Raw genomic sequence first — 24,396 nt, 5'->3', positions numbered from 1 at the left:
GTCAACGCAGGCGCGCTCTGTATGACGTCCCCACCGGTCGCCGCCAGCCACCCACGACCAGCGCCTCCTCGATCTGCTCGAAGAAGGCCTCCGGCTCGAGTCGCAGACCCAGGAGCGGTAGCCGGAGGACGCGGTCGCTGGCGAGGACGAGGGAGTTCTGGCGCAACGCGTCGCCGACCACGTTCGTGGCCCAGGTGTGCTGGATGCCGTCGATCTCGACGACGAGCCCGAAGTCCTCCCAGTAGAGGTCGAGGTAGTAGCGGTTGTGCCGGTCGCACCTCAGGACCTGGCGCGTCGGTGGTGGGAGGCCCCGCCGGCGGAGAGCGCGTACGACGTCGACCTCGCCCAGCGAACGGGCACCGTCGAGAAGGTCGAGGATCGTGGTGTGAACCAGGCGGCGGCGCCGGTCGCGGCTGATGCGAAGAGCTTGAAGTCCCAGCTGGTCGGCCGAGGCGAGACCTTGCTGGACGACGAGCGTCAGGACGTAGACCGCCTGTCGGTCCGACGCTGCCCACAGGGCTGCCCGGACGCCGGCGACGTCGGGGAGCGTGCGCGGAATCCCCGAGGGAGCCAGGTCGGTCGCGGCCCATCGCCGCGTCTGGCGGATGTCGTAGAGCCGCGAACGTCGAACACGCGCCCCGCGGGGCACGGACACCCGGTGCTGAAGCACCGTGTAGCGCTCCAATCCTCCCGCGACCAGCGCAGACGCGCCGTCGAGGCAGGCCCGCGGACCACCCTGGAACACGGCCGCCCACTGGTGGCCGACGTCGGAGACCTCGCCGTTGTGCAGGCACACGGACTGGTCCCCGACCAGCTGCCACCGGTGGGCGCGGACCTGGCCGCGGATCTCGTGGCGGGTGATGCCGAGTGCATAGAGCTGCGGCCGGGACAGCACTCCGCCCTGCCTGACGGCCTCCTTCCGGGCGCGGGCGAACCTCGGATCGTTGTACGGAGTCTGCTTCGGCATGCGGGTGAGGTTGCGTCGTCCCACCGACGGCGCGCCCGTAGGTGGCGTTCGGCCTGTGGAGAACGTGCTCGAAAGGCCCTCGGTGGAGACGTCCTGGCCCGGACCGGAGCACCGGACGTCATGCGGACGGCGCGAGCGGATGCCCCGTCCGTATGACGTAACCTGTCAAGCCACTCAGCTCGCGGCGGCGAGCTGCGTTGCCAGTGCCACGGCAGCGGCACCGGCGCGGTGGCCGAGGTGCCGGGGACCCTCGACCTCGTCCTGGTGCGCGCCACCGAGCAGCACCGGGCTCAGGGGCATCAGCGCCGCCGCGGCCTCGCGGACGGCGGGGATGTCCTCGATCATCGGCACGGCGAGCACGACCGCGGCCGGTGAGATCAGGCCGACCGTGCCCACCCAGGCCTCGAGCGGCAGGTCGCCGCCGAGGTAGGTCACCGGAACGCCGTGGGAGCGCAGCACGAGGGCGAAGGCCAGGACGCCGAGCTCGTGGCGGGCCCCGCGCGCCAGCCCCACCACCGCCCGCGGGCCGCTGTTCATGGCCGCCGGCAGCGTCTGGAAGGTGAACGCCATCCGGCGGTGCACGGCGGACGTCACGAAGTGCTCCCCGGCCACGGTGACCTCACCCCGTTGCCACGCCTTGCCCAGGTGCACGAGTGACGGCATCAGCCAGTCGTCGACCACCGAGACGACGTCAGCGTCCGTGAAGGCCTCGTCGAGCACCTTCTCGAGACGGGGGACGTCGAAGTCCACCGCGCACGCGATGAGCTCCTCGATGCGAGGGTCGGTCGCGGACTCCTCCGGACGCGCGATCTCCGCCTGCGCGGTCGCCGCGTCGTCGATCACGCGCCGGGCGGCCTCCTGCGCGGACCAGCCCGCGTCGACCAGGCTGCGCATCACGCTCAACCGGCGCACCGCCTCGTCGTCGTAGAGGCGGTAGTTGCCCGAGGTCCGCTGCGGGTTGACGACGCCGTAGCGCTGCTCCCACTTGCGCAGGGTCCCGGCAGGCACGCCGGTGAGCTCTGCAGCTCGACCCACGGTGTACACCTGTTCAACGTAGCAACGTCGCCGCCGTTCGGGGCCGCCCGTGCACACCCCGGGGGGCCTTTGGGCAGGAAGGGAGAGATGGGCAGGATGGTTCCCGTGGACAGTGTGGAGATCGCGCGGGCGGAGACCGAGCGCGGCGACGTGGTGCTGCGACGTCGTACGTCCGAGACGGCGCCCGACGTGCTCGAGCTGCGCGTCAACGGCGTCTTCGTCATGGACACCCTGGAGACCACCAGCGAGATCGAGCTCGCGGCGCAGGCCCTCGACCTGGTCGAGAACCCGGCCGCCGTGCTGATCGGCGGTCTGGGGCTGGGCTTCACCCTGCAGCGGGTGCTGGCCGACCCCCGCGTGGAGCGGGCGGTGGTCGTCGAGATCGAGGAGCCGCTCATCGAGTGGATGCGCGACGGGACGGTGCCCCACGGGCCCGCGGTGCTCGCCGACGCCCGCGCGACGGTGGTCAACGCCGACATCACGATGGCGATCGCGGAGGCCCGCTCGACGTACGACCTGGTGCTGCTCGACGTCGACAACGGGCCCGGCTACCTCGTGCACGAGGCCAATGAGGCGGTCTACGAGGAGCAGTTCCTGCGCCGGTGCCACGACCTGCTGAGTCCCGGTGGCGTGCTCGTGGTGTGGTCGGCGAACGCCGCCCCGGAGCTGCTCGAGGCGATGCAGGAGGTCTTCGGCGTCGCGGAGGAGCAGGCTCACGAGGTGCTGCTGCAGGAACGTCACGAGCAGTACTACCTCTACCTCGCGCGACGCTGAGGTTCAGCGCAGGAACGCCTCGAGCACGGGTCCGGCGGTCTGCGAGCCCGACACGCCCGTCTCCACGAACACCGCGACCGCGAGGTCGCCTCGGGTGGCGATCATCCAGGCGTGGGTCGGCAGGCTCCCCGAGGCATCCGGCTCGCCGTGCTCGGCGGTTCCGGTCTTCGCGCCGACCTCACCCGGCACGTCGAGCAGGAAGCGTCCCGACCCGGACGTGACCACCGCCCGCATCAGCCCCCGCAGCGTGCCGGCCTCTGCCTCGGTCAGGGGGACCTCCGGCGGCGTCTGCTCGACCTGGTGGTCGGGGAGGAGGACCGGCAGCACCGCCCGGCCGGCCGAGACGGACGCGGCGACCGTGGCCATGGCGAAGGGGCTGGCGAGCACGGCCCCCTGCCCGATCATGTCGGCCGCCGCACCGGTCTCGGTCGTCGGCGGCGGCACCTGGCCGAAGTAGACCGGGAAGCCGAGGTCGTGGTCCGTGCCGAGCCCGAGCGCCTGCGCGGCTGCCGCGAGGTCGCCGGACGCCAGCCGGTCCGCGTTGCCGATCAGGGCGGTGTTGCACGACTGGGCGATCGCCTCGGTGAAGGTGATCTCGCCCAGGGACGAGGACGGGTAGTCGTCGTAGTTCTTGAACGAGCGTCCGTCCACCACGGTGGTCTGAGAACACGAGACCACGTCGCCGACGGTCAGGCCGGAGCGCAGCAGCGCCAGCGCACTGACGATCTTGAAGGTGGAGCCGGGGGCGTAGTGGCCGGTCGACGCCAGGTCCGCGCCCGTCCCGCCCGTGCCGTTGGCGACGGCGAGAACCGCGCCGTCCGAGGGCCGGATGGCGACGAGTGCGCTGGCCGGTGCGCCTTCGCCGAGGGTCGCCAGCGCGTCCTCGCCGCGTTGTTGCAGCACCGGGTCGAGGGTGGTGACCAGGTCGGCGCCGTCGGTGGCCGGGACCTCGAACAGGGTGCGCAGCTCGTCGTCCGCGTCGCGGGCGACGACGGCTGTGCCGGCACTGCCGCGGAGCTGCTCGTCGTAGCGCGCCTGCAGTCCGGACAGTCCCACCTCGTCGCCGGCGGCGATGCGGCCACCTGACCCCTCGACCAGCTCGGCCGTGGCCGGACCGACGCGGCCGAGCAGGGGGGCGGCGAACTCGCGGTAGGGGGCGAGCGGCATGTTGTCGCGCACCGCGAGCGCTCCCCGGATCCGCCTGAACTCGGGCAGCACCTCGAGGGCGTCGTCCTCGCGCAGCACGATCGCCTCCACGAAGGCCTCGGGTCCCATGGCCTCCGCGCGTTCGACGTACGACGCTTCGTCCACGTCGAGGACGCGGGCGATACGCCGAGCGCTGCGGGCGACCTGGGGACCCTCGACCTTGGTCTTGTCCAGCCCGTAGCGCAGCACCGGGCGCTCCGTGACCAGCACCGCACCACCGTCGCCGATGACGTCGCCGCGCTGCGGCTTCTGCGTCCGCAGGCCGAGCGTGTCGCCGTCGGCCAGCTCGGGCGCGAGCGCCTCCGGGGTCCAGTCGACCTGCCACCCGTCCTCGACGGGCACGAGCGCGACCGTGGTCTCGTACGTCCACGCGTCGGCGTCGGTGAGGTCCCACTGCCAGGCGAGGGTCGCCGTCGCCCCTGATTCGGCGGCATCCTCGGGCTCGTCGACCGAGGCCACCTCCACCGCGACCGGCACGTCCCCGAGGGGCGCGACCAGCTCGGCGAACGCGGCGCGGTCGGTCTCGTCGGTGAGTGGCACCTCCCCGAGGGAGTGCTCGGACAGCGCCGCGGCCAGCTCGTCGGCGGTGCGCGACGGCGGCTCGGTGTCGTCGCCGCCGAGGGCCGAGCAGGCAGATCCGACCCCCATGAGCACGATGGTCATGCCGAAGCCGATCCCGAGACGCAGTGACCGCATGCCCCCATGCTCTCCAGCGCTCGCGTGCGGACCAAGGGGGCACGCCGTGCGACGGCCCTGTCTCAGGCCAGCTGGGTGCGGTAGTGGTCCTTGAGCGCCGGGTAGTAGTCGTCGAAGTCGATCGCGTCGAGGTCCTCGCCGGTCTCGGCGGCCACGAGGCGGTCGAGGTAGTAGTCCCAGCCGGGACCGACGCTCTCCGCGAGCACCGGGTCGGTCACGCCCTGGGCGAAGGTCAGCGTGGTCGTGCCGTCGGCCTCGGCGAGGTCGATCTCCCAGGCCCACAGGAGGTCCTCCGCCACGGGCTGTGCCGCGCGCATGACCAGTCGTCGTGGCGGGACGCACTCGTCGATCCAGATCGTCTCGTCGGGCACGTCGTCGCCCTCCGCGGTCATCCGGAAGGTGATGGAGCCGCTCGCCGGATCTCCCGTCCAGACCCCGATCCAGCGGCCCATTCGGTCGGACTCGGTCACCGCTGCCCACACGTCCTCGATCGGCGCGCGGAAGGTGCGCTCGAACACGAGGAAGGTCTCGCCGTTCCTCGTCTCCCTGCGCCCGGTGGGCTGGGGGGTGGTGGTCATGCCGTCTCCTCGGTGGTGGTGTGGGTGGATCGGTCGGCGGCTCGGTCGGCGGAGCGCTCGCGTGTCGTCCGGCGCACCTCGAGGTCGAGACCGTCGAGGGCGGACGCGGCGAACCGGGCCGGTGGCTCGAGGCCGGCCAGCCAGTCGGTGACGGGGTCGAGCCCGGACGGCTGCAGTCGGTAGTGCCGTTCGCGCCCCCGGTCCTCCGCCACGACCAGGCCAGCCTCGGCGAGGAGCCGCAGGTGCCGGCTGACGGCCGGACGGCTGATGGCCTGGTCGGCCGCCAGGTCGACGACCCGCGCGGGCGCTCGTGACAGCCGGGCCACCAGGTCACGCCTGACCGGGTCTCCGAGTGCAGCGAACGGGTCCATGCCTCATTGGTAACCTATCGGTTACCTATTCGTCAAGGTACGGTCGGGACGCGCTCTGGCGCCGCCCCGGGTCGGCGTTCGGCGGTACCCGCGGCGCTGACTCAACCTTCCACGTCCCTGCTGCGTAGGGATGGGCGAGAAGAGGATGAGGGGGGTTCGATGGCACGGAGTGACCTGGACGTCGAGTTCGAGGAGTTCGTGGCGGCAGCATGGCCGCGACTGCGGCGCGCGGCCTGGCTGCTCTCCCACGACAGCCACGAGGCCGAGGACCTCGTGCAGTCCGCGCTGGCGAAGGCCTACGCGAGCTGGGGCCGGGTGACCCGCGAGGGTGCCTATGCCTACGTCCACCGCACCCTGGTCAACGGCTACATCGACTCCGTACGCCGACGGCGGCCGGTCCCGGTGGACCGGATCGGGGACGGGTGGGTCCACGGTGGCGAGGCCCCCGTGGACGACCGCTCCGAGCTCAGCGAGCTCCTCGCGCCTCTCTCGCCCCGCGAACGCAGCATCATCGTGTGGCGCTACTACCTCGACGCGCCCGAGAGCGAGGTCGCCCGACAGCTGGGCGTCTCCACCGGGACGGTCAAGAGCACCGCGTCCCGCGCCCTGTCCCGGCTGCGTTCGGCCCACAGCACCGCAGGAAAGGACCGACCATGACCAGTCATCACGACGAGCTCGACCGCCTCGTGGCCGCGGAGCCGGCCGCCACCGGATCCCCCGACCTCACCGCGATCCGGCACGCCGGCCGCCGCCTGCGGACCCGCCGCCGGATCGTCACCGGGCTGGCGTCGCTGGCCGTCGTCGGCGCGATCGGCGTCCCGACCGCCCTGGTCGCCTCGGGTGGTCCGGAGGCCACGGCTCCTGACCCCGCCGGCCCGGCGTCCGCGGGACAGGAGAAGACGCGTCCGCGCCCGAAGGACGTCGAGAGTCGCACCCTCGAGGACCTGCTCGAGGACACCGAGCCCTCGGTGTGCGGGGTGATGGCGTGCCGGTTCGTCCGACCCGCGGAGTACACGAAGGAGTCGGGCACCGTGGTGGGCGAGGTCCTCCCGATGGGCACCTTCGATGGAGGCACCGAGGTCCTCTACGTCGCCCGCCTGCGAGGCGTGGACCTCCGCACAAGCGAGGACGCCGAGGTCGACGTCCTGATGGCCGGCATCGACGACGGCCGGACGCTGCGACGTACGGTCTGGGCCGTGCAGCCCGGCACCGAGCCGGGCGACCCCGACCTGCGGCTCTACGGCGGCAGCAAGGCCGCCGACGCTGACGGCGAGGGCCACCACTACGGCGTGATCGGCTACGTCGCCGGCGAGCACGACGTCGTCGAGGTGACACTGCCGGACGGGTCGACCCGCCCGGTGAGCGGCTCCAGCACCGGGGTGCTGCCGGGCTGGACGGCGTTCTACGACACCGGCGCCTGGGTCGACGAGTGGGAGTCCCGCGCCGACCTGACCTACGGCGTGCCCGGCGGACCATCCTGTTCCACCCTGACGTGCGGTTCCATCGGGTGAGCGCCCGGGGGTAGCGTCGAGCGGGTGAGCGAGACACGCACCGAGCACGACTCCATGGGCGAGGTCGAAGTTCCTCGCGAGGCCCTCTGGCGGGCGCAGACCCAGCGAGCGATCGAGAACTTCCCGATCAGTGGCCTGACGCTGCAGCCACGCCACATCCAGGCGCTGGCCCACGTCAAGGCGGCCGCCGCGACCGCGAATGCCGGGTTGGGTGTCATCACCCACGACCAGGCGGAGGCCGTGGTGCGCGCCGCCGACGCGATCGTCGCAGGTGAGCACGACGGGGGGTTCCCCCTCGACGTCTTCCAGACCGGCTCGGGGACCAGTTCCAACATGAACACCAACGAGGTGATCGCCACCCTGGCCGCACGGGCGGGGGTGGACATCCACCCCAACGACCACGTCAACGCCTCGCAGAGCAGCAACGACACGTTCCCGACCAGCATCCACGTCGCGGCGACGCTGGCCGTGGTCGACGACCTCGTCCCCGCCCTCGGCCGGCTCGCGACGTCCTTCGAGGCCAAGGCCGAGGAGTACGCCGACGCGGTCAAGGCGGGTCGGACCCACCTGATGGACGCCACGCCAGTGACGCTCGGGCAGGAGCTCGGCGGCTACGCCGCGACGCTCCGTCACGGCATCGAGCGGGTGGAGTCGGTCCTGCCCCGGGTCCGTGAGCTGCCGCTGGGAGGCACGGCCGTGGGCACCGGCATCAACACGCCGGCCGCGTTCGCCGAGCGGGCCATCGCCGCGCTGTCCGAGCGGACCGGTCAGCCCTTCACCGAGGCGCGCAACCACTTCGAGGCACAGGGGACGCGCGACTCGCTCGTCGAGCTGTCGGGGGTGCTGCGCACGATCGCGGTCGGCCTCACCAAGATCTGCAACGACCTGCGCTGGATGTCGTCGGGTCCCACGACCGGGCTCGCCGAGATCCACCTGCCCGATCTCCAGCCGGGCTCGAGCATCATGCCGGGCAAGGTGAACCCGGTGCTGCCCGAGGCGACACTCATGGTGTGCGCCCGCGTCGTGGGCAACGACGCGACCATCGCGTGGGCCGGCGCGGCCGGCAACTTCGAGCTCAACGTGATGATGCCCGTCATGGCGCACGCGCTCCTCGAGTCGATCCATGTGCTGTCCACCTCGACCGTGCTGCTCGCCGAGCGGTGCGTCGACGGCATCACCGCCGATGCCGACCGGATGCGGCGCTACGCCGAGTCGTCCCCCTCCGTCGTCACGCCGCTCAACGCCTACATCGGCTACGAAGCGGCCGCGAAGATCGCCAAGCAGGCGCTCGCCGAGGGCGCCACGATCCGCGAGACCGTGATCGCCATGGGCTACGTCGAGCGCGGCGACCTGACCGAGGAGCAGCTCGATGCCGCGCTGGACGTCGACTCGATGACCCACCCATGAACGAGCGTTGATCCGGACGCACAACGTCCGTCAGCCGTCGTACGGTCGGGGCATGAGCGCGACGACCGGCACTGACGCGACGTACGAGGTCCGCCCCCTGACCCCGGAGACCTGGCCGGCCTTCGACGCCCTCGTGCAGCGGCACAACGGGATCTTCGGCGGCTGCTGGTGCATCTGGTTCCACCCCGACTCCGACGAGCGTGGACAGGGCGCGGAGGCCAACCGGGCGCTGAAGAAGCGCTTCGTCGAGGAAGGGGCCGCGCACGCGGCGCTCGTGATGGACGGCGACGAGGCGATCGCGTGGGCCGAGTACGGCACGCCCGCCGAGCTGCCCACCATCCACCACCGCAAGCAGTACGACGCGGAGAAGGTCGCCGACCCCGACTACCGGATCACCTGCGTCTTCGTCGACCGCCGCTACCGCCGCCGAGGCGTCACCGAAGTGGCCATCAGGGGTGCCCTCGACCTCATCGCCGAGGCGGGCGGTGGCGTGGTCGAGGCCTATCCGCACGACCTGACCGAGCAGACGAAGAAGATGTCCTCGTCCTTCCTCTACAACGGCACGCGGCGGCTCTACGAACGCCTCGGCTTCACCTACGTGCGCCCCAAGGGTCTGAAGAACTGCGTCATGGTGATCGAGGTGCCACCCACCTGACGGGTGGCCAGGCTCAGTACCAGTTGTTGCTCTGCTTGAACTCCCACGCGTTGCACGGCGTACCGTAGGTGTCCTGGATGTACTCGAGGCCCCACCGGATCTGCGACTCGGCCGAGGTCATGTAGTCCGCCGGCAGGTCGTGCAGCTGGGTCAGCGCCTGCGGGATGCCGTACGCCGACGAGGTCGGGTTGTCGGCGTCGACCCGCCAGTCGGACTCGCTCACGTAGAGCGAGTCGAGGCACGAGAACTGGTCGGACGAGAAGCCGTAGAGCGGGAGCAGGGCGCGGGCGATGTCACGCGGGTCGCCCTCCGAGAGCTTCTGTGACCTGGTCACTGCCGAGCCGGCCGACATCGACAGGGCGGCGGCCTTGGTGGCGTCCGTACGCCGCGACGAGCGGGAGGCGTCAGTGCTGCGGGCGCGCTCCTCCAGGTCGGGCGCGCCGGTGCTCGGCGCGCTCTCGAGCCGGATCTCGGCGGTGTTGTCGGACGACGTGGTGGTCACGTCGGCGGCAGCGGGGGTGAGCGAGGGGTCCTGGGAGAACATGCCGCCGGCGACGCTCACGCCAGTGACGGCGGCGGCCAGCCCGGTGAGCGCGAGGGTGGTGCGCAGGGCCTGGCGGGGGACGCGCGCGGCCTTGTGCTTGCCGGGGGCGCGGTGCGTGGGGACGTACTTCACAGACTGGGGCACGAAGGGGGTCTCACGGGTTGACGACAGGGGTGTGCGGCTCGAGAGGCACCACGGGTCGAGTCGCTCCACGAGGCGGTCGGGACGGTGTTCTCGGGGGTGTCCCAGGCCTGACCTGGTTGAAAGGTCACGAAACGATCACGACCACCATGCACGAGGCGTGTGGGGCGTGCAAACCGAACACCCGAATTACCTATGTCCCTTGCGTCACAGGAGGCTCGTGAGCCCCACGAGCCTCCTGTGTCCCAGCGACGTGCGCCACGTCAGAGGGTGACGTCCTCCAGCATCTCGGTCACCAGCGCCGCGATGGGCGAGCGCTCCGAGCGGGTCAGCGTGACGTGCGCGAACAGCGGGTGGCCCTTGAGCTTCTCCACCACCGCGACGATGCCGTCGTGGCGCCCGACGCGCAGGTTGTCGCGCTGCGCGACGTCGTGGGTGAGCACGACCTTGGAGTTGGCGCCGATGCGCGAGAGGACCGTCAGCAGCACGTTGCGCTCGAGTGACTGCGCCTCGTCGACGATGACGAAGGCGTCGTGCAGCGAGCGTCCGCGGATGTGGGTGAGCGGCATCACCTCGAGCATGCCGCGGTCCATCACCTCGTCGATCACGTCCTTGCCGGTGAGCGCGCCGAGGGTGTCGAACACGGCCTGGGCCCAGGGCGACATCTTCTCGTTCTCCGAGCCGGGCAGGTAGCCGAGCTCCTGGCCACCCACGGCGAACAGCGGCCGGAAGACGACCACCTTCTTGTGCTGGCGGCGCTCCATCACCGCCTCGAGCCCGGCGCAGAGCGCCATCGCCGACTTGCCCGTGCCGGCCCGGCCCCCGAGCGAGACGATGCCGACCTCGGGGTCGAGCAGCATCTCGAGCGCGATCCGCTGCTCGGCGGAGCGGCCGTGGACCCCGAAGGCGTCACGGTCGCCGCGGACCAGGTGGACCCGCTTGTCAGCGCCCACGCGACCCAGCGCCGTACCACGCTCGGACAGCAGGACAAGGCCGTTGTGGCAGGGAAGGTCGCGGGCCTCGGCGAGGTCGATGACACCGTCCTCGTAGAGCTCGTCGAGGTCGGCCGCGGGCACCTCGAGCTCGGTCATGCCGGTGTAGCCGGAGTCGCTGATCGCCTCGGCGCGGTACTCCTGCGCGTCGAGGCCGACCGCGGACGCCTTGATCCGCAGTGGGAGGTCCTTGGAGACGAGCGTGACCCGCCTGCCCTCGTTGGCGAAGTTGCGCGCCACCGCCAGGATCCGGGTGTCGTTGTCGCCCAACCGGAAGCCGGAGGGCAGCGAGTCGGGGTCGGTGTGGTTGAGCTCCACGCGGAGCGTGCCGCCCTCCGTCCCGATGGCGACAGGCTCGTCGAGACGGCCGTGCACGACGCGCAGCTCGTCGAGGGAACGCAGCGCCGAACGGGCGAAGAACCCGAGCTCGGGGTGGTGCCGTTTGCCCTCGAGCTCCGTGATCACCACGACTGGCAGCACGACCTCGTGCTCGGCGAAGCGGGTGAGCGCGCCGGGGTCGGCGAGCAGGACGCTGGTGTCGAGGACGTAGGTCCTGCGGGCACCTGAGCCGGACGGCTCTGCGGAAGAGGGACGCGATGAGGTCTTGCTGGCCACGACTAACCCCTTGCTACGGGTCGGCGCGCGCACTCCTCGCCCGGCCCGATGTCATTCAACGGACCGGAGAGCTCCCATCTGAGTGCTCAAGGACTGCCTCCCGGTTCGGCAAGCTTCCCCACCTGCCGATGCTGCGAAATTACGCCGGTTGACGCCGTGTTCAAGGCCGACACGCCCGAACGGGTGGTGGCCAGCAGGTGACTTGACGTCAACCGCCGAAGCGGCGCTCGCGAGCGGCGTACGACCGGATGGCCCGCAGGAAGTCGACGCGCCGGAAATCGGGCCAGAGCGCCTCGCAGAAGTAGAACTCCGAGTTGGCCGACTGCCACAGCAGGAAGCCGCCCAGCCGCTGCTCGCCGGACGTGCGGATCACGAGGTCGGGATCGGGCTGGCCCTTGGTGTAGAGGTGCTCGGCGATGTGCTCGACGTCGATCAGGTCGGCCAGCTCCTCGAGCGACGTGCCGCGGGAGGCGTGGTCCGCCAGCAGCGCGCGTACGGCGTCCGCGATCTCGCGTCGCCCGCCGTAGCCGACCGCCACGTTGACCAGCAGGCCGTCGATGTGGCGCGTCGCCTCCTCGGCCGCCTTGAGCCGCTCAGCAGTCTCGGGCGGCAGCAGGTCGAGAGCCCCCACCGGGTGGATCCGCCAGCGGCCGGCCTCGGCCAGGGACTCGACAGCACCTTCGATGATCGTCAGCAGGCCGGTGAGCTGCTCGGCGGGCCGGTTGGTGAGGTTGTCGCTGGAGAGCAGCCAGAGCGTGACCACCCCGACCCCGACCTCCTCGCACCAGCCGAGGAGGGGACGGATGTTGTCGGCCCCCGCCTGGTAGCCCTCCGCGGTGTTGAGGCCGACCGCCTTGGCCCAGCGCCGGTTGCCGTCGAGCATCACGCCGACGTGGTGCGGGATCTGGTCGGGCGGGAGCCGCTTCACCACGCGGGACTCATAGGCCGGGTAGAGCACCCGCCGCGCTGCGTCCTTCAGCCTGACCACCTGCCGATGGTAACGCCGTGTGAGCCAGCCCTCCTCGCCGCCGCGTGCGCGCGTCACCCCGATCCGGGTACTTTTGTCGGCATGGTGACCGGCTCATGACCCAGCGCGACCGCGTCGAGCACGCCGTGGAGCGCGCCGGCGAGCTGATGTCCGACAAGCTGGCCGAGGTCAAGCCCCACCTGCGCGGCTGGCTGCACGCCGGCACCGCGCCGGTCGCCCTCGTCGCGGGCATCGTCCTGATCGCCCTGTCCCCCACCGCCACGACGCGCGTCGGGTCCGCCGCCTTCGCGCTGTCGGCGATCCTCGTCTTCACGGTGTCGGCGATCTACCACCGCGGCACGTGGTCGCCGCGCACCTGGGCGTTCCTGCGTCGCTTCGACCACGCCAACATCTTCGTGCTGATCGCCGGCACCTACACCCCCTACGCCCTGCTCTTCCTCGACGGCACCGCGCGCACGACGCTGCTGCTCGTCGTCTGGGGCGCGGCCATCGCGGGTGTCCTCTTCCGCGTGTTCTGGATCGACGCGCCGCGCTGGCTCTACACCCCCATGTACTTCGCGCTCGGGTGGGCGGCGCTCTTCTTCATCCCGCAGTTCCTCGACGGCGCCGACCGGTTCAGCAGCGGCATCGCGATCGCGACCCTGATCCTGGTCGCGGCCGGCGGCATCCTCTACACGCTCGGCGGTGTGGTCTACGGCCTCAAGCGGCCCAACCCCTCACCACGGTGGTTCGGCTTCCACGAGGTGTTCCACTCCTTCACCGTGCTGGCCTTCGCGGCCCACTACGTCGGCATCTCGCTGGCCACGTACTCCCTGCGGTGAGCCTGCGCGGACACCTCGGCGTCAGCCGAAGCTGACCGCCGCGAACGTCACCAGCGCCGCGACCACCACCAGGCCGGCCAGGGTCCAGGCCAGGAGAGGTGAGCGGCGCGCCAGCCGCTCGAGCGCGATGTAGCTGGCGCCGATCATGGCCAGACCGACCGTGACGTGCAGCAGGACCGCGAGCATGACGCCCGCGATGGCGCCCGCCATCCGCAGCCGGCCCCACAGCAGGCTCAGCGCGAGCGGCAGGACGATCGCTCCCGACAGCCCGCCGAGGACCTCCACCCACCACGACCGCTCCCCCATCCACGGCACGTCCACCGCGGCCGGCCACGACCGGTCGAAGAGGTCGCTGGTCGCGGAGTAGCCGATGTAGAGGATCGCCACGATCGTCACCCCGGCCGCGACCCGATAGGACCAGTGCTTGGCGCGCGACCACGGCACGTCGCGCCCCACGAAGATCGTCGCGACGGTGACCGCGGTCCAGACGATCCAGCGCCGGATCACGCCCGTGCCGGTGTCGGCCATCGCGTCGCGGAAGATCCGGTCGGCCCGCACGCGGTCGACGACGTGCCCCTCCGTGGCGACGTACGACGCCGGGTCGACGCGGCCGCCCACCAGCGCGTCGTGGAGCAGCGCGGCAGGCAGGTGGGCACCGGTCTTGGGCACGAGCCACGTGAACAGTGCCGGCACCGACGTCAGGTCGGTGCGGAAGTCGTGGTCGGCGGGCACGAGCAGCTCGCCGACGTGACGGTCGAGGTAGGCCAGGCGCCGCTCGAGGGCGAACGTCTCGACGCCCTCCTCGGCGTGCCGCTCGAGCACGATGCGGGGGTCGGCACCCGGGTCCGGCGGCTCGCCCGGATGGCCGTCACGGGGCAAGGTGCCACCGTCGTAGAACCGGCGAGGCTGCTGCACCACCTGGCCGTCGATCTTCCCGTGCTCCCGAGTCCGCATGCCTCCAGTGTGGCCGGGCGGACCGACAGCGAGCCACGTCCCAGCGCGGCCGACCCTAGGCTGGGCCCACCATGCGGATCCTCTGGACGTTCGTCGGCGGGCTCGGACACCTCGCCCCCCTGCTCCCTCTGGCCAGAGCGGCGCAGGCACAGGGGCACGAGGTCGCGGTGGCCGGCTCCGGTGGCCTGGTCCCGCGGATCGAGGAGGCGGGCTTCCGTGCCTATGCGACGAGTCCGCGGCCGCACCACGACGGCGCGCCCGCCGTCCGCGACCTGACTCCCCTCGAGGCCACCGACGCCGAGGCCGCGGAGATCGAGTTCGCCCAGAACTTCGGCGACAGGGGCGCGCGCCGGATGGCAGCTGAGCTGCCTGGTGTGATCGAGGACTTCCGGCCGGATCTCGTGGTGCGTGACGAGACCGACCTCGGGACGACGATCGCTGCCGAGCTGCTCGGAGTGCCGGTCGCGACCCACCTGGTGCTCGCTTCCGGGCTGCTGATCCGCCCCGACCTGGTGGGCCCGAAGCTCGACGTCGTACGTGCCGAGCACGGGCTGGCGCCCGACCCGGGCCTGACCCGGCTGACCTCCGGACCGGTGCTGTCGGACTTCCCGCCCTCCTTCCGCAGCCCCTGCTCGCCGCTGCCCCAGCAACCGGTCCACTACCGGTCGGCCGCGGCGCCGACGAGGACTCGTGCACGTGCCGGAAGGCGGCGCGTCTACGCCACCTTGGGCACCATCTTCAACAAGCAGTCCGGCGATCTCTTCGAGCGACTCCTGGCGGGGCTGGGCGAGGTCGAGGCCGACGTGGTCGTCACCGTCGGGCGCGAGCTCGATCCCGCCCAGCTCGGGCCCCAGCCCCCGCACGTCCGGGTCGAGCGGTTCGTGCCGCAGGCCGACGTGCTGCGCGTGATCGACCTCGTCGTCTCGCACGGAGGATCGGGCAGCCTGATGGCAGCGCTCGCCCACCGCGTTCCGTCGGTGCTCCTGCCCCTCGGCGCGGACCAGCCCCACAACGCGCTGCGGGCCGAGGAGCTCGGTGTCGCCTCCACCCTCGACGCCGCCACCGCGACGCCGGACGAGATCGGAGATCGGGTGCGCGAGGTGCTGGCGGATGCCGCCATGGGCGAGCGGTGCCTGGGTGTGGCGGACGAGCTGCGGGCCCTGCCGGACGTCGGCTCGGCCGTCTCGGTCCTGGAGGCCTTCGCCGGCACGGATTGGACCGCCCACCGATAGTCCGCATCAAATGGCTGGGCGCCCCTACGCGAGCTTGCGACCGACGACGTACAGACGCCGTGTCGTCTCCCCCCTGGCAGTCAACGGCCCGCGGACGTACCACTCGACGTCGACAAGACCCGCGGACTCGACGACCCCGACCACGAACGCAGGCTCGTGCAGGACGAAGTCGAGGTCGACGTGATGGCCGAACCACTCCTCGAGCCGGCGGACTTCGCCACCGGCGTGCATGCCGATGACCAGCCATCCCCCGGGTGACAGCGGGCGAGCCAGGGCCGCGATGGCGTCGGGCAGCTCGGAGGCTGCCAGGTGGATGAGTGAGTACCACGCCAGGACGGCCGCCCACCCGGCGCTCATGGCCGGACGGCTCAGCTGCCGCAGATCGCCGACCTCGAAGGTTCGACCTGGGAAACGTCGGCGAGCCTCGGCCACCATCGCGGGCGAGAGGTCGATCCCCGTTGCGTCGGCCCCACCACTGCCCAAGTACGCCGTGACGTGTCCCGGGCCCGAGCCGACCTCCACCACAGGCTGCCCGGCCGCATGGGCGAGAACCCGGTCCAGCAGCCATGTCTCGAACGGCAGGTCTCGCAGCTCATCGACGAGGTGGTCGGCGTAGGAAGTGGCGACGGCGTCGTACGACGCCCGCACCTTCGCGTCGCGCGCGTCGGCGCCGCCGGCGATCACGACGTCACGGTCGACCGCACCCTCGACGGCTCGCCCTGACTCTTCCGGTCCCGGTCCGAGGAGGTGCTCCCAGCGGCGATCCTGCTGCCCGGGTCGCCGCTCGAGCTCGCGCACCAGTGGTTGAGGACGTCCCGCCATCCGGCGCAGACACTCCTCGACCTCGCCTCTGTCGGCGAACGCGTGCAGCCGCTCGGTGCGGCTTCGCAGCTCGCCCGGCGACTGCGGGCCCCGGAGCAACAGGACGGTGAGGAGCGCGCGCTCGTCGGGATCCAGCCCGAGTCGCTCATCGAGGATCTGGTGGTACTTCAGCGTCCGCCGTCCGGTGTCCGCCCACACGATGCGTAGCAGCCCCCGGTCCTTGAGCGACCGCGCGGTCCGCTCGACGGTCTGCTCGTCGAAATCGACGACGGGCTCCCGGCTGCTCGTCTGGTTGCAGGCGGCCCGCAGCGCGTTGCCGGTGAGCGGGTACGAAGCCGGCACCGTTGTCTGCTTCTCCAACAGGCTGCCGAGGACGCGCTGGTCTGCGCCGTCGAGAACAGGAAGCTCGGTCACCCTGACGACCCTAGAGCTCCGCGGGATCCGTGACCGGGGCGGCGCAGACGTGGTGGCGGCAGACGTACGCCGCCGACCTGCCATCCACGGCGACGCGGCCCGCGAGCAGGGGCCAGTCGTCGCGCGGGCCGTCGGCGACCACCACGACGGCGCCGGGCAGGGCGTACGCCGCCTGCGCCAGCGCGTCGCGCTCCGGTCCGGGCGGGCCGACGACCGCCACCTCCCGAGGTCCGTCGAGCATCGCCTCGGCCGCGGCCAAGGACCAGCCGGCGAAGCGCGGCGCCTGCTGCGCGAGCACTCCGGCAGTGGCGAGGGCCTCCTCGGCGGCTGCGCGGTGGCGCGGCTCGCCGGTGAGCGCGGAGAAGGCGACCAGCGCGTGCACGGTGCTCGACAGCCCGCTGGGCGCGGCGTTGTCGGACGGGTCGCGGGGGCGCGCGACCAGCGCCTCGGCGTCGGAGGCGGTGTCGAAGAAGCCGCCGTCCTCGGCTGGGAACCGGGCGAGCGCGTCGTCGAGGAGCGTCCGGGCGTGGTCGGTCCACGTGGCGTCGAGGGTCGCGGTGGCGAGGTCGACGAACGCCATGGCCACGCAGCCGAGGTCCTCCAGCACCGCGTCGGGAGCGCCCACCACGCCGTCGCGGGACACCCGGCGCAGGCGCCCCTCGACCAGGTGCACGTCGACCAGCAGCCGTCCCGCGGCCACTGCCGCGTCGAGGTGCCGCTGCTCGCCGAGGCGCTGCCAGGTGGCGACCAGGCCACTGATCGCGAGGCCGTTCCAGGCCGCGACCACCTTGTCGTCACGGGCCGGACGCACCCGGGACGCTCGCGCCTCGAACAGGCGCTGCCGCGCCGCGGCCCACCGCCCTGGGTCGTCGGGCGGGTGCCGCAGCTGCAGCGTCGAGGAGCCGTGCTCGAAGGTGCCTGCGTCTGTCACCGACAGCAGCCCGGCCGCCCACGCCCCGTCGTCCTCGCCCAGCGCCTCGACGAGCTGGGCGGGCGTCCAGGCATAGAACTTCCCCTCGACGCCCTCGCTGTCCGCGTCGAGCGCGCTGGCGAAGCCACCCTCGGCGGTGGCGAGCTCGCGCAGGAGGAAGTCCGCGGTCTCGCGCGCCACCCGGTCGCCCAGCGGGGTGCCGAGACGGGCGTACAGGGCCAGCAGCTGCCCGTTGTCGTAGAGCATCTTCTCGAAGTGCGGCACCACCCATCCACGGTCGACGGAGTAGCGGGCGAACCCGCCGCCGAGCTGGTCGTACATGCCGCCGCCCGCCATCGCGGCGACCGTGCGACCCAGCATGTGTGCGGCGCGCCTGGCGACGTCGTCGTCGCCACGGGCCACCCGCCGACGCAGGAGCTCCAGCACCATCGTCGGGGGGAACTTCGGCGCGTTGCCGAAGCCACCCGCGGTCGGGTCGAAGTCCCGGCCGAGCGCCGTGACCGCCGCGTCGATCGCGTCCGCGCCGATCGGCGCCACGGGCAGCGAGGCCGGCGCCTGCAGGTGCTCGCGCAGCTGCGCGGCCTGCTGGCGTACGCCGTCGGGCCGGTCGCGCCACGCGTCGGTGAGCGCCTGCAGCACCTGCCGGAAGGATGCGAGGCCGTGCCGCGGCTCGTCGGGGAAGTAGGTGCCGGCGAACCAGGGATTGCCGTCGTGGTCGAGGACGACCGTCATCGGCCAGCCGCCCTGACCGGTCATCGCCGTCGTGGCTTGCATGTAGATGGCGTCGACGTCCGGGCGCTCCTCACGGTCGACCTTGATGCAGACGAAGCTCTCGTTCATCTGGGCCGCGGTCCCCTCGTCCTCGAAGGACTCGTGCGCCATCACGTGGCACCAGTGGCAGGCGGCGTACCCAACTGACAACAGGATTGGTACATCACGACGCTTCGCCTCGGCGAAGGCGTCGGGTCCCCACTCCCACCAGTCGACCGGGTTGTCGGCGTGTTGAAGGAGGTAGGGGCTGGTCGCACCAGCCAGACGGTTGGCCATTCCTGTGACTCCTGACGAGTGGCACGTAGAGCCTTCGTCTCAGTGATACACGAGAGTGGCGCGCGGCGACATCGCGGCCAACGCTCTCGTGGCGAGACGAATCGGTGCGGACCGCGCTCTGCGCAGCCCGCACCGATCGTCAGCGTGGACCAGCTACCTGCGGACGACCCTGAAGGACCACCGCCGCACTGTGCGGTTTCCCGCCCGGTCGACGGCGACCACCTTCACTCGGTGCAAGCCGGGCTTCAACGCCTTCCGGACGGCGGCGACCACGCGGCCCCGCTGCTCGTCGTACGTGAAGCGCAGCCGCCTGCCGTCGACCGTCACGGTGATGCCAGATCCGGCGACGCCTGAGCCGATGTCCCGGACGGCCGCCACCACCCTCGGTGTGCGGTCCTTGACCCGGCCTCTGGGTGACACCGGTGTGACCGTCGGGCGTCCGGTGTCAGCCGACGCCGGAGCGGTAGCGGTGACGGTGACCGCGACCTTGTCAGAGGCGCTGTTGCCGTCCTCGTCCGTCGCCGTGACGGTGGCGGTGTAGCTGCCGGGCTGCGTGAACTTGTGCACCACGGTCTGCCCCGGCACCTTCTTGCCCTCCAGCTCCCAGAGGTAGGTCAGCGGTCCGCCCTCGGGATCGACACCTGCGGCCGAGAACCGCACCTCCAGTGGAGCCGCACCCGAGGCCGGCGCGGCGGATGCCTTGACGGTGGGTGCCTCGCCCGTGCCGGGGTCGGGGTCGGGGTCGGGGTCGGGGTCGGGGTCGGGGTCGGTGTCGGTGTCGAGATCCTTGATCCGGATGTTGCGGAAGTAGACATCGTCGGCGCCCCCGTGGTTCTGCAGCCCGATGTAGCCAGGGATGGTCATCCGGGTGGGGTCGGTGTTGGTGTAGTCGTTGATCTTCACGCCGTTGAGGAACACCTGGATGCGCTGACCCTCGACGATGAGCTCGTACTCGTTCCACTGCCCGGGCGGGTTCAGGGCCCCGTCGCGGGCTTCGGCGTCGGGTGCCTGGTGGTTGTAGATCGACCCGGTCGTCGAGTCCGCGTCGTCGGTGGGATCGATCTGGATCTCGTGACCCCGGGTGAAGGCGACAGTCCAGTCGTCACCCGGGTCCGGGAACCCGACGAAGACACCGGAGTTGTCGTCTCCGGCCAGCTTCCACTCGGCCTTGAGGCTGTAGCCGTCGAACTGCTCCTGGTCGTACCACAGCAGCCCGATGTCACCCACCGTCTTGAGCGAGCAGTCGGGGCGCCGGCTGAAGGAACCACCGCTGGCGTGCCGCCACGGTTCGAGGCTGTCCAGCGTCCCGTCGAACAGGCTCGTGTAACCGGCCCCGGCATTCTGGGGCGTGCAGATGTCGTTGGCAGCGCCGACCTTCAGGGCATCGAAGTTGACGAAGCCGTCATCACCTTGCTCGTACCTGACGGAGATGGTGTTCTCCCCCTCCTGCAGATCGAGCTCGCGGGTGACGAACGCCCAGTCCTGCCACTCGCCCGTGCTCGCCAGCTCCAACGGGTCGACCTCCACGCCGTTGACGTAGAGCGAGACGGTCTTCGTCGCTGCGGGTGTCGGGTGCGGCCCGTTGGCGTAGCGCAGGTGCACAGGCTGTGGTCCGGCCGCCTCGGCGTTCACGTGGAAGGTCAGCGCGGCGCCCACGGCTCCGAACCCGCCGACGAAGCCCGAGCCGGAGTACTTGCTGTGGTCGCTGGCGATCCCGGCGCTGCCGCCGAGTGCGCCGTCCTCGGCCTCGTAGAACCCCTGGTCCGCAGGGGACACGTAGCCGGGGACCGCGTTGGCGGTGTACCAGACCTCCGTGCTCCACAGCTGCTCACCATCCTCGGCCGTGAACGGCCGTGGCGAGCGGATGTGCGTCACGTGTCCGGGCTTGACCCCGGGAATGGTGAGGCTCACCGTCCGGCCGTCCTCGCTGACGGTGGCCACCTCGACGCTGAGGGCTTCCTCGCCGAGCTTCGGGCCGCCGTACGCAGCGGTGGCGCTGTAGCGCCACTGCTCGACCTGGTACTTCGACGCGAGGTTCTGTCGGGTCTCCGCCGAGAGCGGCTTGGTGTAGGTCAGGTCGTAGCCGTTCTCGGTGATCTCCGTCGTGAGGATGTCCATGGTCACGGTGTCGTTGGCGACCAGCTTCTGCAGTCCGTAGCGGAGCTTGCCGGGCTGGTTCCAGTTGCCGTCGTAGCCGATCCCACCGAGGTAGAGATCGCCGTCGGGGCCCATGATCATCTCGTTGATGCCGGCCTCGAGCCCCTGGCTCATTCGGTACAGGGCTCCCTGGAGCTGGCCGTCGACCTCCTCCAGGTAGGCGCGCTGGACCCCGCCGTAGGTGACGTCGCCGATCGCGAGCTGCCCCGCGAAGACGCCCTCCTCCATGACGACGGGCGTCGACGGCGAGTTGGCGATCTCGGCGTGCGGCATCCACAGCACCGGAGGCGTCACCGGCTGGTCATCGAACCGGCCGTCGCGCATCTCGCCCGTCGCCGGGTCCTCGAAGGTCGTGGGTTGGTTGTAGAACGCGCCTTCCTTGATCTCGACCAGCTTGCTCGTGGGCACCCATCCGCCCTGGTTGTCGGTGACCAGGAGGTTGCCGTTGGGCCCCCAGTTGATGCCGTTGGGCGTGCGCAGACCACCCGCGATGTAGTCCATCGCGCCGGTGTCCTTGTTGATCTTCACCACCGTGCCACGGTCGGGCGATGGTTGCGGGACGCTCGTGACACCGCTGCGGTCCAGCGCCGACGACAGGGCGACGTAGAAGTGGCCGTCGCGGTAGGGCAGGCCGAAGGCGAACTCGTGGAAGTTGTCGGCATAGGGGAACGCCGCGAGCCGGTCGCGTCCCTCGAAGAAGCCGTCGTCGTCCTGGTCGACGAGCCGGTCCAGGCCCGCCTTCGTCGACACATAGATCTCGCCGTCGACGATCTGCACACCCTGGGGCTCCTGCAGGCCGGAGGCGATCTCGGTGTAGTCGACCTGGCCGAGGTCGACCGCCCCTTGGACGTTGGTGACCTTGTAGAGCTTGCCGCTCGAGGAGGTCTGCGACTTCCCCCAGGTGAGGACGGCCAGACTGCCGTCGGGGTACCAGGCCATCCCGGACACGTCCGGCTGGAAGGCGTCGTCCGGACGGAGGTCGCTCAGCTCGAAGCTGGGGTGGACGTCACTGAGCGGAAGACCGTCGCCCGCGTCCTCGCCGTAGCCTTCGCACTCCTTGACGCCCGGGGAGACGACGCGTGCGCCGCCGCCCTCGGTCGTGAGCACGGAGGTCGGGACGACCTCGAAGGTCGTCTCGCCGGGACGGCGCCACAACAGCGTGAGCGCCTGGTCCCCGCCGGCCTCGAAGTAGTCGATCTCGAGGTCGTGCGAGCCGGCGGCCAGGGTGACGTCGCCGTCCTTCGGTTCGGCGGCGTGGATCCCGTCGTGGTCGATGACCTGCTCGCCGGCGATGGTGAGCCGCGATCCGTCGTCGCTCTCGAGGCGGAAGGTGTAGTCCCCGGCTTCGGCGATCTCGATGTCCGCCACCACCTGGGCGACGAAGTTCGCGTCGTAGCCTCCGAAGTCGTCCGCCGTCGACCAGTCGACGACCGGTCGCAGCACGTCCACGTTGGGAGTCTGACCCGCCTTGAGCGTGCAAAGCTCCTCCAACGCGGTGTCCACGTCGAAGATGCGCATCGTCACGCCGGCCTCGGTGATCTGGTCGGCGGAGGTGACGACCATGTGGTCGAGGTTGATGGGTCCGTTGTTCTCGGGCCCGGTGTGCAGGTCGAGCTGGTTGACGCCTGCGGCCAGGGGGACCGCCACGGTCACTGTGGACCACGTGGCCCAATTGGCAGTCTGCGGGAACAGGACCGGCACGTGGGTCGTCCCGTTGACGGTCAGCGTGAACCGGCGGCTGGCGAACCCGCTGCCGGGATCGGCATTGGCGTACCGCATCGTCACCCGATGGGTTCCCGCCTCGGGCGCATCCACCTCGAGCACGACACCCGCAGCTCCCCACATCCGGTCCACGAAGCCGGTCCCGGTGTAGCCAGCATGCTCGGTGGCGACCCCGGCTCCGTCGTGGAGCGTCCCGAGCTCCGCCTCGCACACCTGGGCCAGGGCACACGCCTCCGCAGCCCTCGCCGCCGGCGCGCCGGCCAGCGTGGACAAGACAACCGCCAGCGCGGCCACGACTCCCATCCACCACCAACGTCGCCGCCCGATCTCCGGTGGCGCGGCCTCTCCAAGCGCAATCTGCTGCATCGCTGACTCCCTGTCCTGGTTCCGAGGTACTTAGTTTGTTGTGCCACCAAACTAAGTGTGACGCACGCCACACTAGGGACGGGGACGAGAGGTGTCAACGGCCTCTGCCGCACCTGAGGCCGGTGGCCAGGCGTGCCTGGTCAGTCCTCCGAGCCGCGCGGCTCCACGCACGTGGGGTCATCGAAGACGCGTTCCAGCGAGGTGAGCGCACCACCTCGCACGGCCGCGCCGAAGCCGAGCTCGGAGAGCTCGACACGGGTCCCGCCCGCGTCCGCTGCAAGCACGCCAGCCCCAATCTGGTCCTCGATCGCCGCGATCATGTGGTGGCCGACGATCGCGAAATAGCCGCTGAGCACGATCGCCGCCGGATTGAGGACGTTCGTGAGTATCGCTGCGCCCGCCCCCACCCAGGAACCGACCTCCCCCAGTGCGGCGAGCGTGCGGGGGTCGCCGGCGTCGGCCCGCCGGTTGATCTCGGCGAGGCGCTCCTCGATGGCCACCGACGGGTCCCGCACCGGATCGCCGGCGTCCGTTGCGAGCTCGAGCAGCGCGCGGAGGCCACAGACCGCCTCCCAGCATCCGCGGCGGCCACACCCGCACACCCGCCCTCCAGGCTCGACGACCATGTGGCCGAACTCACCGGCATAGCCCTGCTGCCCGCGCAGCAGCCGGCCCCCGGCGACGATGCCGCCACCGACGCCGACCTCACCGAAGATCACCACGATGTCCTGACGGTCCGGGTCGCCGGGTGTCGCCTCCGCGAGCGCAGCAAGGTTGGCCTCGTTGTCGACGGCGACCCGTAGGTCACCGAGCCGGGCGCGGACCATCGCGCCAACCGGGACGTCGCGCCACTGAAGGTTCGGAGCGCGGGTGAGCCCGGCATCGGCACGGTCGACCAGCCCGGCGATGCCCACGGTGACGCCGACCGACGCGACACCCTGCGACTCGAGCTCCGACACCGTGTCCCGCACCAGCGTGGAGAGCCGGTCGACGACAGTTTCGGCAGGGAGCTCGTTCGCCGCGAGGGCCAGCTTGTGCTCCGCGACCACGCGGCCCGACAGGTCGAGGGCGAGCGTGGCGACGTGGTTGACGTTGACCTCTGCGCCGAGGCCGCAGACAGAGCGACCGTCGAGCTCCACCTCGAGTCCCGGCCGCCCCATCGCGCCGCGTTGGAAGTTCCCGATCCGAACCAGACCACGATCGGCCAGCTCGCTCACCAGGCTCGACACCGTCGACCGCGTGATCCCGAGCTCCGCCGCCAGGTTCGCCCGGGACCGCGGACCCCGGTCGCGCAGGCTTCGAAGGACGAGCCCCAGGTTGACCCGCCGGATGAGGCGATGATCGACCCGTTCGTCCGGGGGAACGGCGGTCGACGGGTCCAGCGGAAGTCTCTTCGGCATGAGACACATGGTGACGGGTAGTCGGCACCGCGGCGTGCGGGCGCTTCAGC

20 protein-coding genes are annotated in these 24,396 nt (G+C 71.2%); 7 read left to right on the top strand and 13 right to left on the bottom strand.

Annotated features, from left to right (window positions below; all coding sequences use genetic code 11):
- Nucleotide 1 precedes the first annotated feature (1 nt).
- Nucleotides 2–967 (bottom strand): putative endonuclease domain-containing protein, encoded by a 966-nt coding sequence (locus tag J3P44_RS03135; RefSeq protein WP_255888771.1) that lies wholly within the window; start codon nucleotides 965–967, stop codon nucleotides 2–4.
- A 174-nt stretch (nucleotides 968–1,141) separates the two neighbouring features.
- Complete coding sequence (locus J3P44_RS03130; RefSeq protein ID WP_255888770.1) at nucleotides 1,142–2,002, bottom strand: MerR family transcriptional regulator; 861 nt, start codon at nucleotides 2,000–2,002, stop codon at nucleotides 1,142–1,144.
- Nucleotides 2,003–2,107: 105 nt separating this feature from the next.
- Between J3P44_RS03130 and J3P44_RS03125 the strand changes: the two genes are divergently transcribed.
- Complete coding sequence (locus J3P44_RS03125; protein ID WP_255888769.1) at nucleotides 2,108–2,776, top strand: spermidine synthase; 669 nt, start codon at nucleotides 2,108–2,110, stop codon at nucleotides 2,774–2,776.
- Between the two features lie 3 nt (nucleotides 2,777–2,779).
- Here J3P44_RS03125 and J3P44_RS03120 read toward each other — a convergent pair whose 3' ends face one another.
- The 3 genes from J3P44_RS03120 to J3P44_RS03110 form a co-directional block, all read right to left on the bottom strand.
- Nucleotides 2,780–4,678, bottom strand: a complete 1,899-nt coding sequence (locus J3P44_RS03120) for a penicillin-binding transpeptidase domain-containing protein (RefSeq protein ID WP_255888768.1) — start codon at nucleotides 4,676–4,678, stop codon at nucleotides 2,780–2,782.
- Between the two features lie 62 nt (nucleotides 4,679–4,740).
- Nucleotides 4,741–5,256, bottom strand: a complete 516-nt coding sequence (locus J3P44_RS03115) for an SRPBCC family protein (protein WP_255888767.1) — start codon at nucleotides 5,254–5,256, stop codon at nucleotides 4,741–4,743.
- Nucleotides 5,253–5,627 carry an ArsR/SmtB family transcription factor gene (locus J3P44_RS03110; protein ID WP_255888766.1) on the bottom strand — a complete coding sequence of 125 codons (375 nt, stop codon included), beginning with the start codon at nucleotides 5,625–5,627 and terminating at the stop codon, nucleotides 5,253–5,255. Before J3P44_RS03110 ends, J3P44_RS03115 begins: the two co-directional genes overlap by 4 nt.
- 159 nt (nucleotides 5,628–5,786) lie before the next feature.
- Between J3P44_RS03110 and J3P44_RS03105 the strand changes: the two genes are divergently transcribed.
- Genes J3P44_RS03105 through J3P44_RS03090 form a run of 4 tightly spaced genes read left to right on the top strand, consistent with a single transcriptional unit; the run spans nucleotide 5,787 to nucleotide 9,200 of the window.
- Nucleotides 5,787–6,284: a SigE family RNA polymerase sigma factor gene (locus tag J3P44_RS03105; RefSeq protein WP_255888765.1), complete on the top strand. Its 498-nt coding sequence runs from the start codon at nucleotides 5,787–5,789 to the stop codon at nucleotides 6,282–6,284.
- Entirely contained in the window at nucleotides 6,281–7,138 is an 858-nt protein-coding gene (locus tag J3P44_RS03100) for a hypothetical protein (protein ID WP_255888764.1), read from the top strand. The genes J3P44_RS03105 and J3P44_RS03100 overlap by 4 nt, the downstream gene beginning before the upstream one ends.
- A 24-nt stretch (nucleotides 7,139–7,162) precedes the next feature.
- Nucleotides 7,163–8,545 carry a class II fumarate hydratase gene (locus tag J3P44_RS03095; protein WP_255888763.1) on the top strand — a complete coding sequence of 461 codons (1,383 nt, stop codon included), beginning with the start codon at nucleotides 7,163–7,165 and terminating at the stop codon, nucleotides 8,543–8,545.
- 52 nt (nucleotides 8,546–8,597) lie between these two features.
- The gene (locus J3P44_RS03090) at nucleotides 8,598–9,200 is read left to right on the top strand and encodes a GNAT family N-acetyltransferase (protein ID WP_255888762.1); all 603 of its coding nucleotides are present in this window, start codon (nucleotides 8,598–8,600) and stop codon (nucleotides 9,198–9,200) included.
- Between the two features lie 13 nt (nucleotides 9,201–9,213).
- On the opposite strand, the gene J3P44_RS03085 is transcribed toward J3P44_RS03090, so the two are convergent.
- From J3P44_RS03085 to J3P44_RS03075, 3 genes are all read right to left on the bottom strand, one after another.
- Complete coding sequence (locus J3P44_RS03085) at nucleotides 9,214–9,888, bottom strand: aggregation-promoting factor C-terminal-like domain-containing protein (RefSeq protein ID WP_255888761.1); 675 nt, start codon at nucleotides 9,886–9,888, stop codon at nucleotides 9,214–9,216.
- A 260-nt stretch (nucleotides 9,889–10,148) separates the two neighbouring features.
- Entirely contained in the window at nucleotides 10,149–11,492 is a 1,344-nt protein-coding gene (gene phoH2, locus J3P44_RS03080; RefSeq protein WP_255888760.1) for an RNA 5'-3' helicase PhoH2, read from the bottom strand.
- A gap of 208 nt (nucleotides 11,493–11,700) precedes the next feature.
- The gene (locus J3P44_RS03075; protein ID WP_255888759.1) at nucleotides 11,701–12,480 is read right to left on the bottom strand and encodes an isoprenyl transferase; all 780 of its coding nucleotides are present in this window, start codon (nucleotides 12,478–12,480) and stop codon (nucleotides 11,701–11,703) included.
- Nucleotides 12,481–12,575: 95 nt separating this feature from the next.
- Between J3P44_RS03075 and trhA the strand changes: the two genes are divergently transcribed.
- A complete protein-coding gene (trhA, locus tag J3P44_RS03070; protein WP_255888758.1) occupies nucleotides 12,576–13,301 on the top strand; it encodes a PAQR family membrane homeostasis protein TrhA in 726 nt (241 codons plus the stop codon).
- Nucleotides 13,302–13,322: 21 nt separating this feature from the next.
- Here the strand turns inward: trhA and J3P44_RS03065 are convergent, their stop codons facing one another.
- On the bottom strand, nucleotides 13,323–14,255 hold the full coding sequence (locus tag J3P44_RS03065; RefSeq protein WP_255888757.1) for a DUF1353 domain-containing protein: 933 nt from the start codon (nucleotides 14,253–14,255) through the stop codon (nucleotides 13,323–13,325).
- 71 nt (nucleotides 14,256–14,326) lie between these two features.
- Between J3P44_RS03065 and J3P44_RS03060 the strand changes: the two genes are divergently transcribed.
- Nucleotides 14,327–15,487, top strand: a complete 1,161-nt coding sequence (locus J3P44_RS03060; protein WP_255888756.1) for a glycosyltransferase — start codon at nucleotides 14,327–14,329, stop codon at nucleotides 15,485–15,487.
- Nucleotides 15,488–15,511: 24 nt separating this feature from the next.
- Here J3P44_RS03060 and J3P44_RS03055 read toward each other — a convergent pair whose 3' ends face one another.
- The 4 genes from J3P44_RS03055 to J3P44_RS03040 all read right to left on the bottom strand — a co-directional run bounded on the left by J3P44_RS03055 (nucleotide 15,512) and on the right by J3P44_RS03040 (nucleotide 24,346).
- Nucleotides 15,512–16,723: a DUF480 domain-containing protein gene (locus J3P44_RS03055; RefSeq protein ID WP_255888755.1), complete on the bottom strand. Its 1,212-nt coding sequence runs from the start codon at nucleotides 16,721–16,723 to the stop codon at nucleotides 15,512–15,514.
- Between the two features lie 10 nt (nucleotides 16,724–16,733).
- Nucleotides 16,734–18,701: a thioredoxin domain-containing protein gene (locus tag J3P44_RS03050; protein WP_255888754.1), complete on the bottom strand. Its 1,968-nt coding sequence runs from the start codon at nucleotides 18,699–18,701 to the stop codon at nucleotides 16,734–16,736.
- A 153-nt stretch (nucleotides 18,702–18,854) separates the two neighbouring features.
- Nucleotides 18,855–22,946, bottom strand: coding sequence for a 3-keto-alpha-glucoside-1,2-lyase-like domain-containing protein (locus tag J3P44_RS03045; RefSeq protein WP_255888753.1), 4,092 nt, complete (start codon nucleotides 22,944–22,946; stop codon nucleotides 18,855–18,857).
- Between the two features lie 140 nt (nucleotides 22,947–23,086).
- Nucleotides 23,087–24,346 (bottom strand): ROK family transcriptional regulator, encoded by a 1,260-nt coding sequence (locus J3P44_RS03040; RefSeq protein WP_255888752.1) that lies wholly within the window; start codon nucleotides 24,344–24,346, stop codon nucleotides 23,087–23,089.
- Between the last annotated feature and the right edge of the window lie 50 nt (nucleotides 24,347–24,396).

Origin of the sequence: Nocardioides astragali (genome assembly GCF_024436375.1) — a bacterium.
Classification (GTDB): domain Bacteria; phylum Actinomycetota; class Actinomycetes; order Propionibacteriales; family Nocardioidaceae; genus Nocardioides; species Nocardioides astragali.
This window is presented reverse-complemented; position numbering and strand designations above follow the sequence as displayed.

Excerpts from the sequence above, each read along its gene's own strand:
- J3P44_RS03135 (WP_255888771.1), bottom strand. The coding sequence starts at position 967 with ATGCCGAAGCAGACTCCGTACAACGATCCGAGGTTCGCCCGCGCCCGG.
- J3P44_RS03120 (WP_255888768.1), bottom strand. The coding sequence starts at position 4,678 with ATGCGGTCACTGCGTCTCGGGATCGGCTTCGGCATGACCATCGTGCTC.
- J3P44_RS03115 (WP_255888767.1), bottom strand. The coding sequence starts at position 5,256 with ATGACCACCACCCCCCAGCCCACCGGGCGCAGGGAGACGAGGAACGGC.
- J3P44_RS03110 (WP_255888766.1), bottom strand. The coding sequence starts at position 5,627 with ATGGACCCGTTCGCTGCACTCGGAGACCCGGTCAGGCGTGACCTGGTG.
- J3P44_RS03105 (WP_255888765.1), top strand. The coding sequence starts at position 5,787 with ATGGCACGGAGTGACCTGGACGTCGAGTTCGAGGAGTTCGTGGCGGCA.
- J3P44_RS03100 (WP_255888764.1), top strand. The coding sequence starts at position 6,281 with ATGACCAGTCATCACGACGAGCTCGACCGCCTCGTGGCCGCGGAGCCG.
- J3P44_RS03090 (WP_255888762.1), top strand. The coding sequence starts at position 8,598 with ATGAGCGCGACGACCGGCACTGACGCGACGTACGAGGTCCGCCCCCTG.
- trhA (WP_255888758.1), top strand. The coding sequence starts at position 12,576 with ATGACCCAGCGCGACCGCGTCGAGCACGCCGTGGAGCGCGCCGGCGAG.
- J3P44_RS03065 (WP_255888757.1), bottom strand. The coding sequence starts at position 14,255 with ATGCGGACTCGGGAGCACGGGAAGATCGACGGCCAGGTGGTGCAGCAG.
- J3P44_RS03060 (WP_255888756.1), top strand. The coding sequence starts at position 14,327 with ATGCGGATCCTCTGGACGTTCGTCGGCGGGCTCGGACACCTCGCCCCC.
- J3P44_RS03050 (WP_255888754.1), bottom strand. The coding sequence starts at position 18,701 with ATGGCCAACCGTCTGGCTGGTGCGACCAGCCCCTACCTCCTTCAACAC.
- J3P44_RS03045 (WP_255888753.1), bottom strand. The coding sequence starts at position 22,946 with ATGCAGCAGATTGCGCTTGGAGAGGCCGCGCCACCGGAGATCGGGCGG.
- J3P44_RS03040 (WP_255888752.1), bottom strand. The coding sequence starts at position 24,346 with ATGCCGAAGAGACTTCCGCTGGACCCGTCGACCGCCGTTCCCCCGGAC.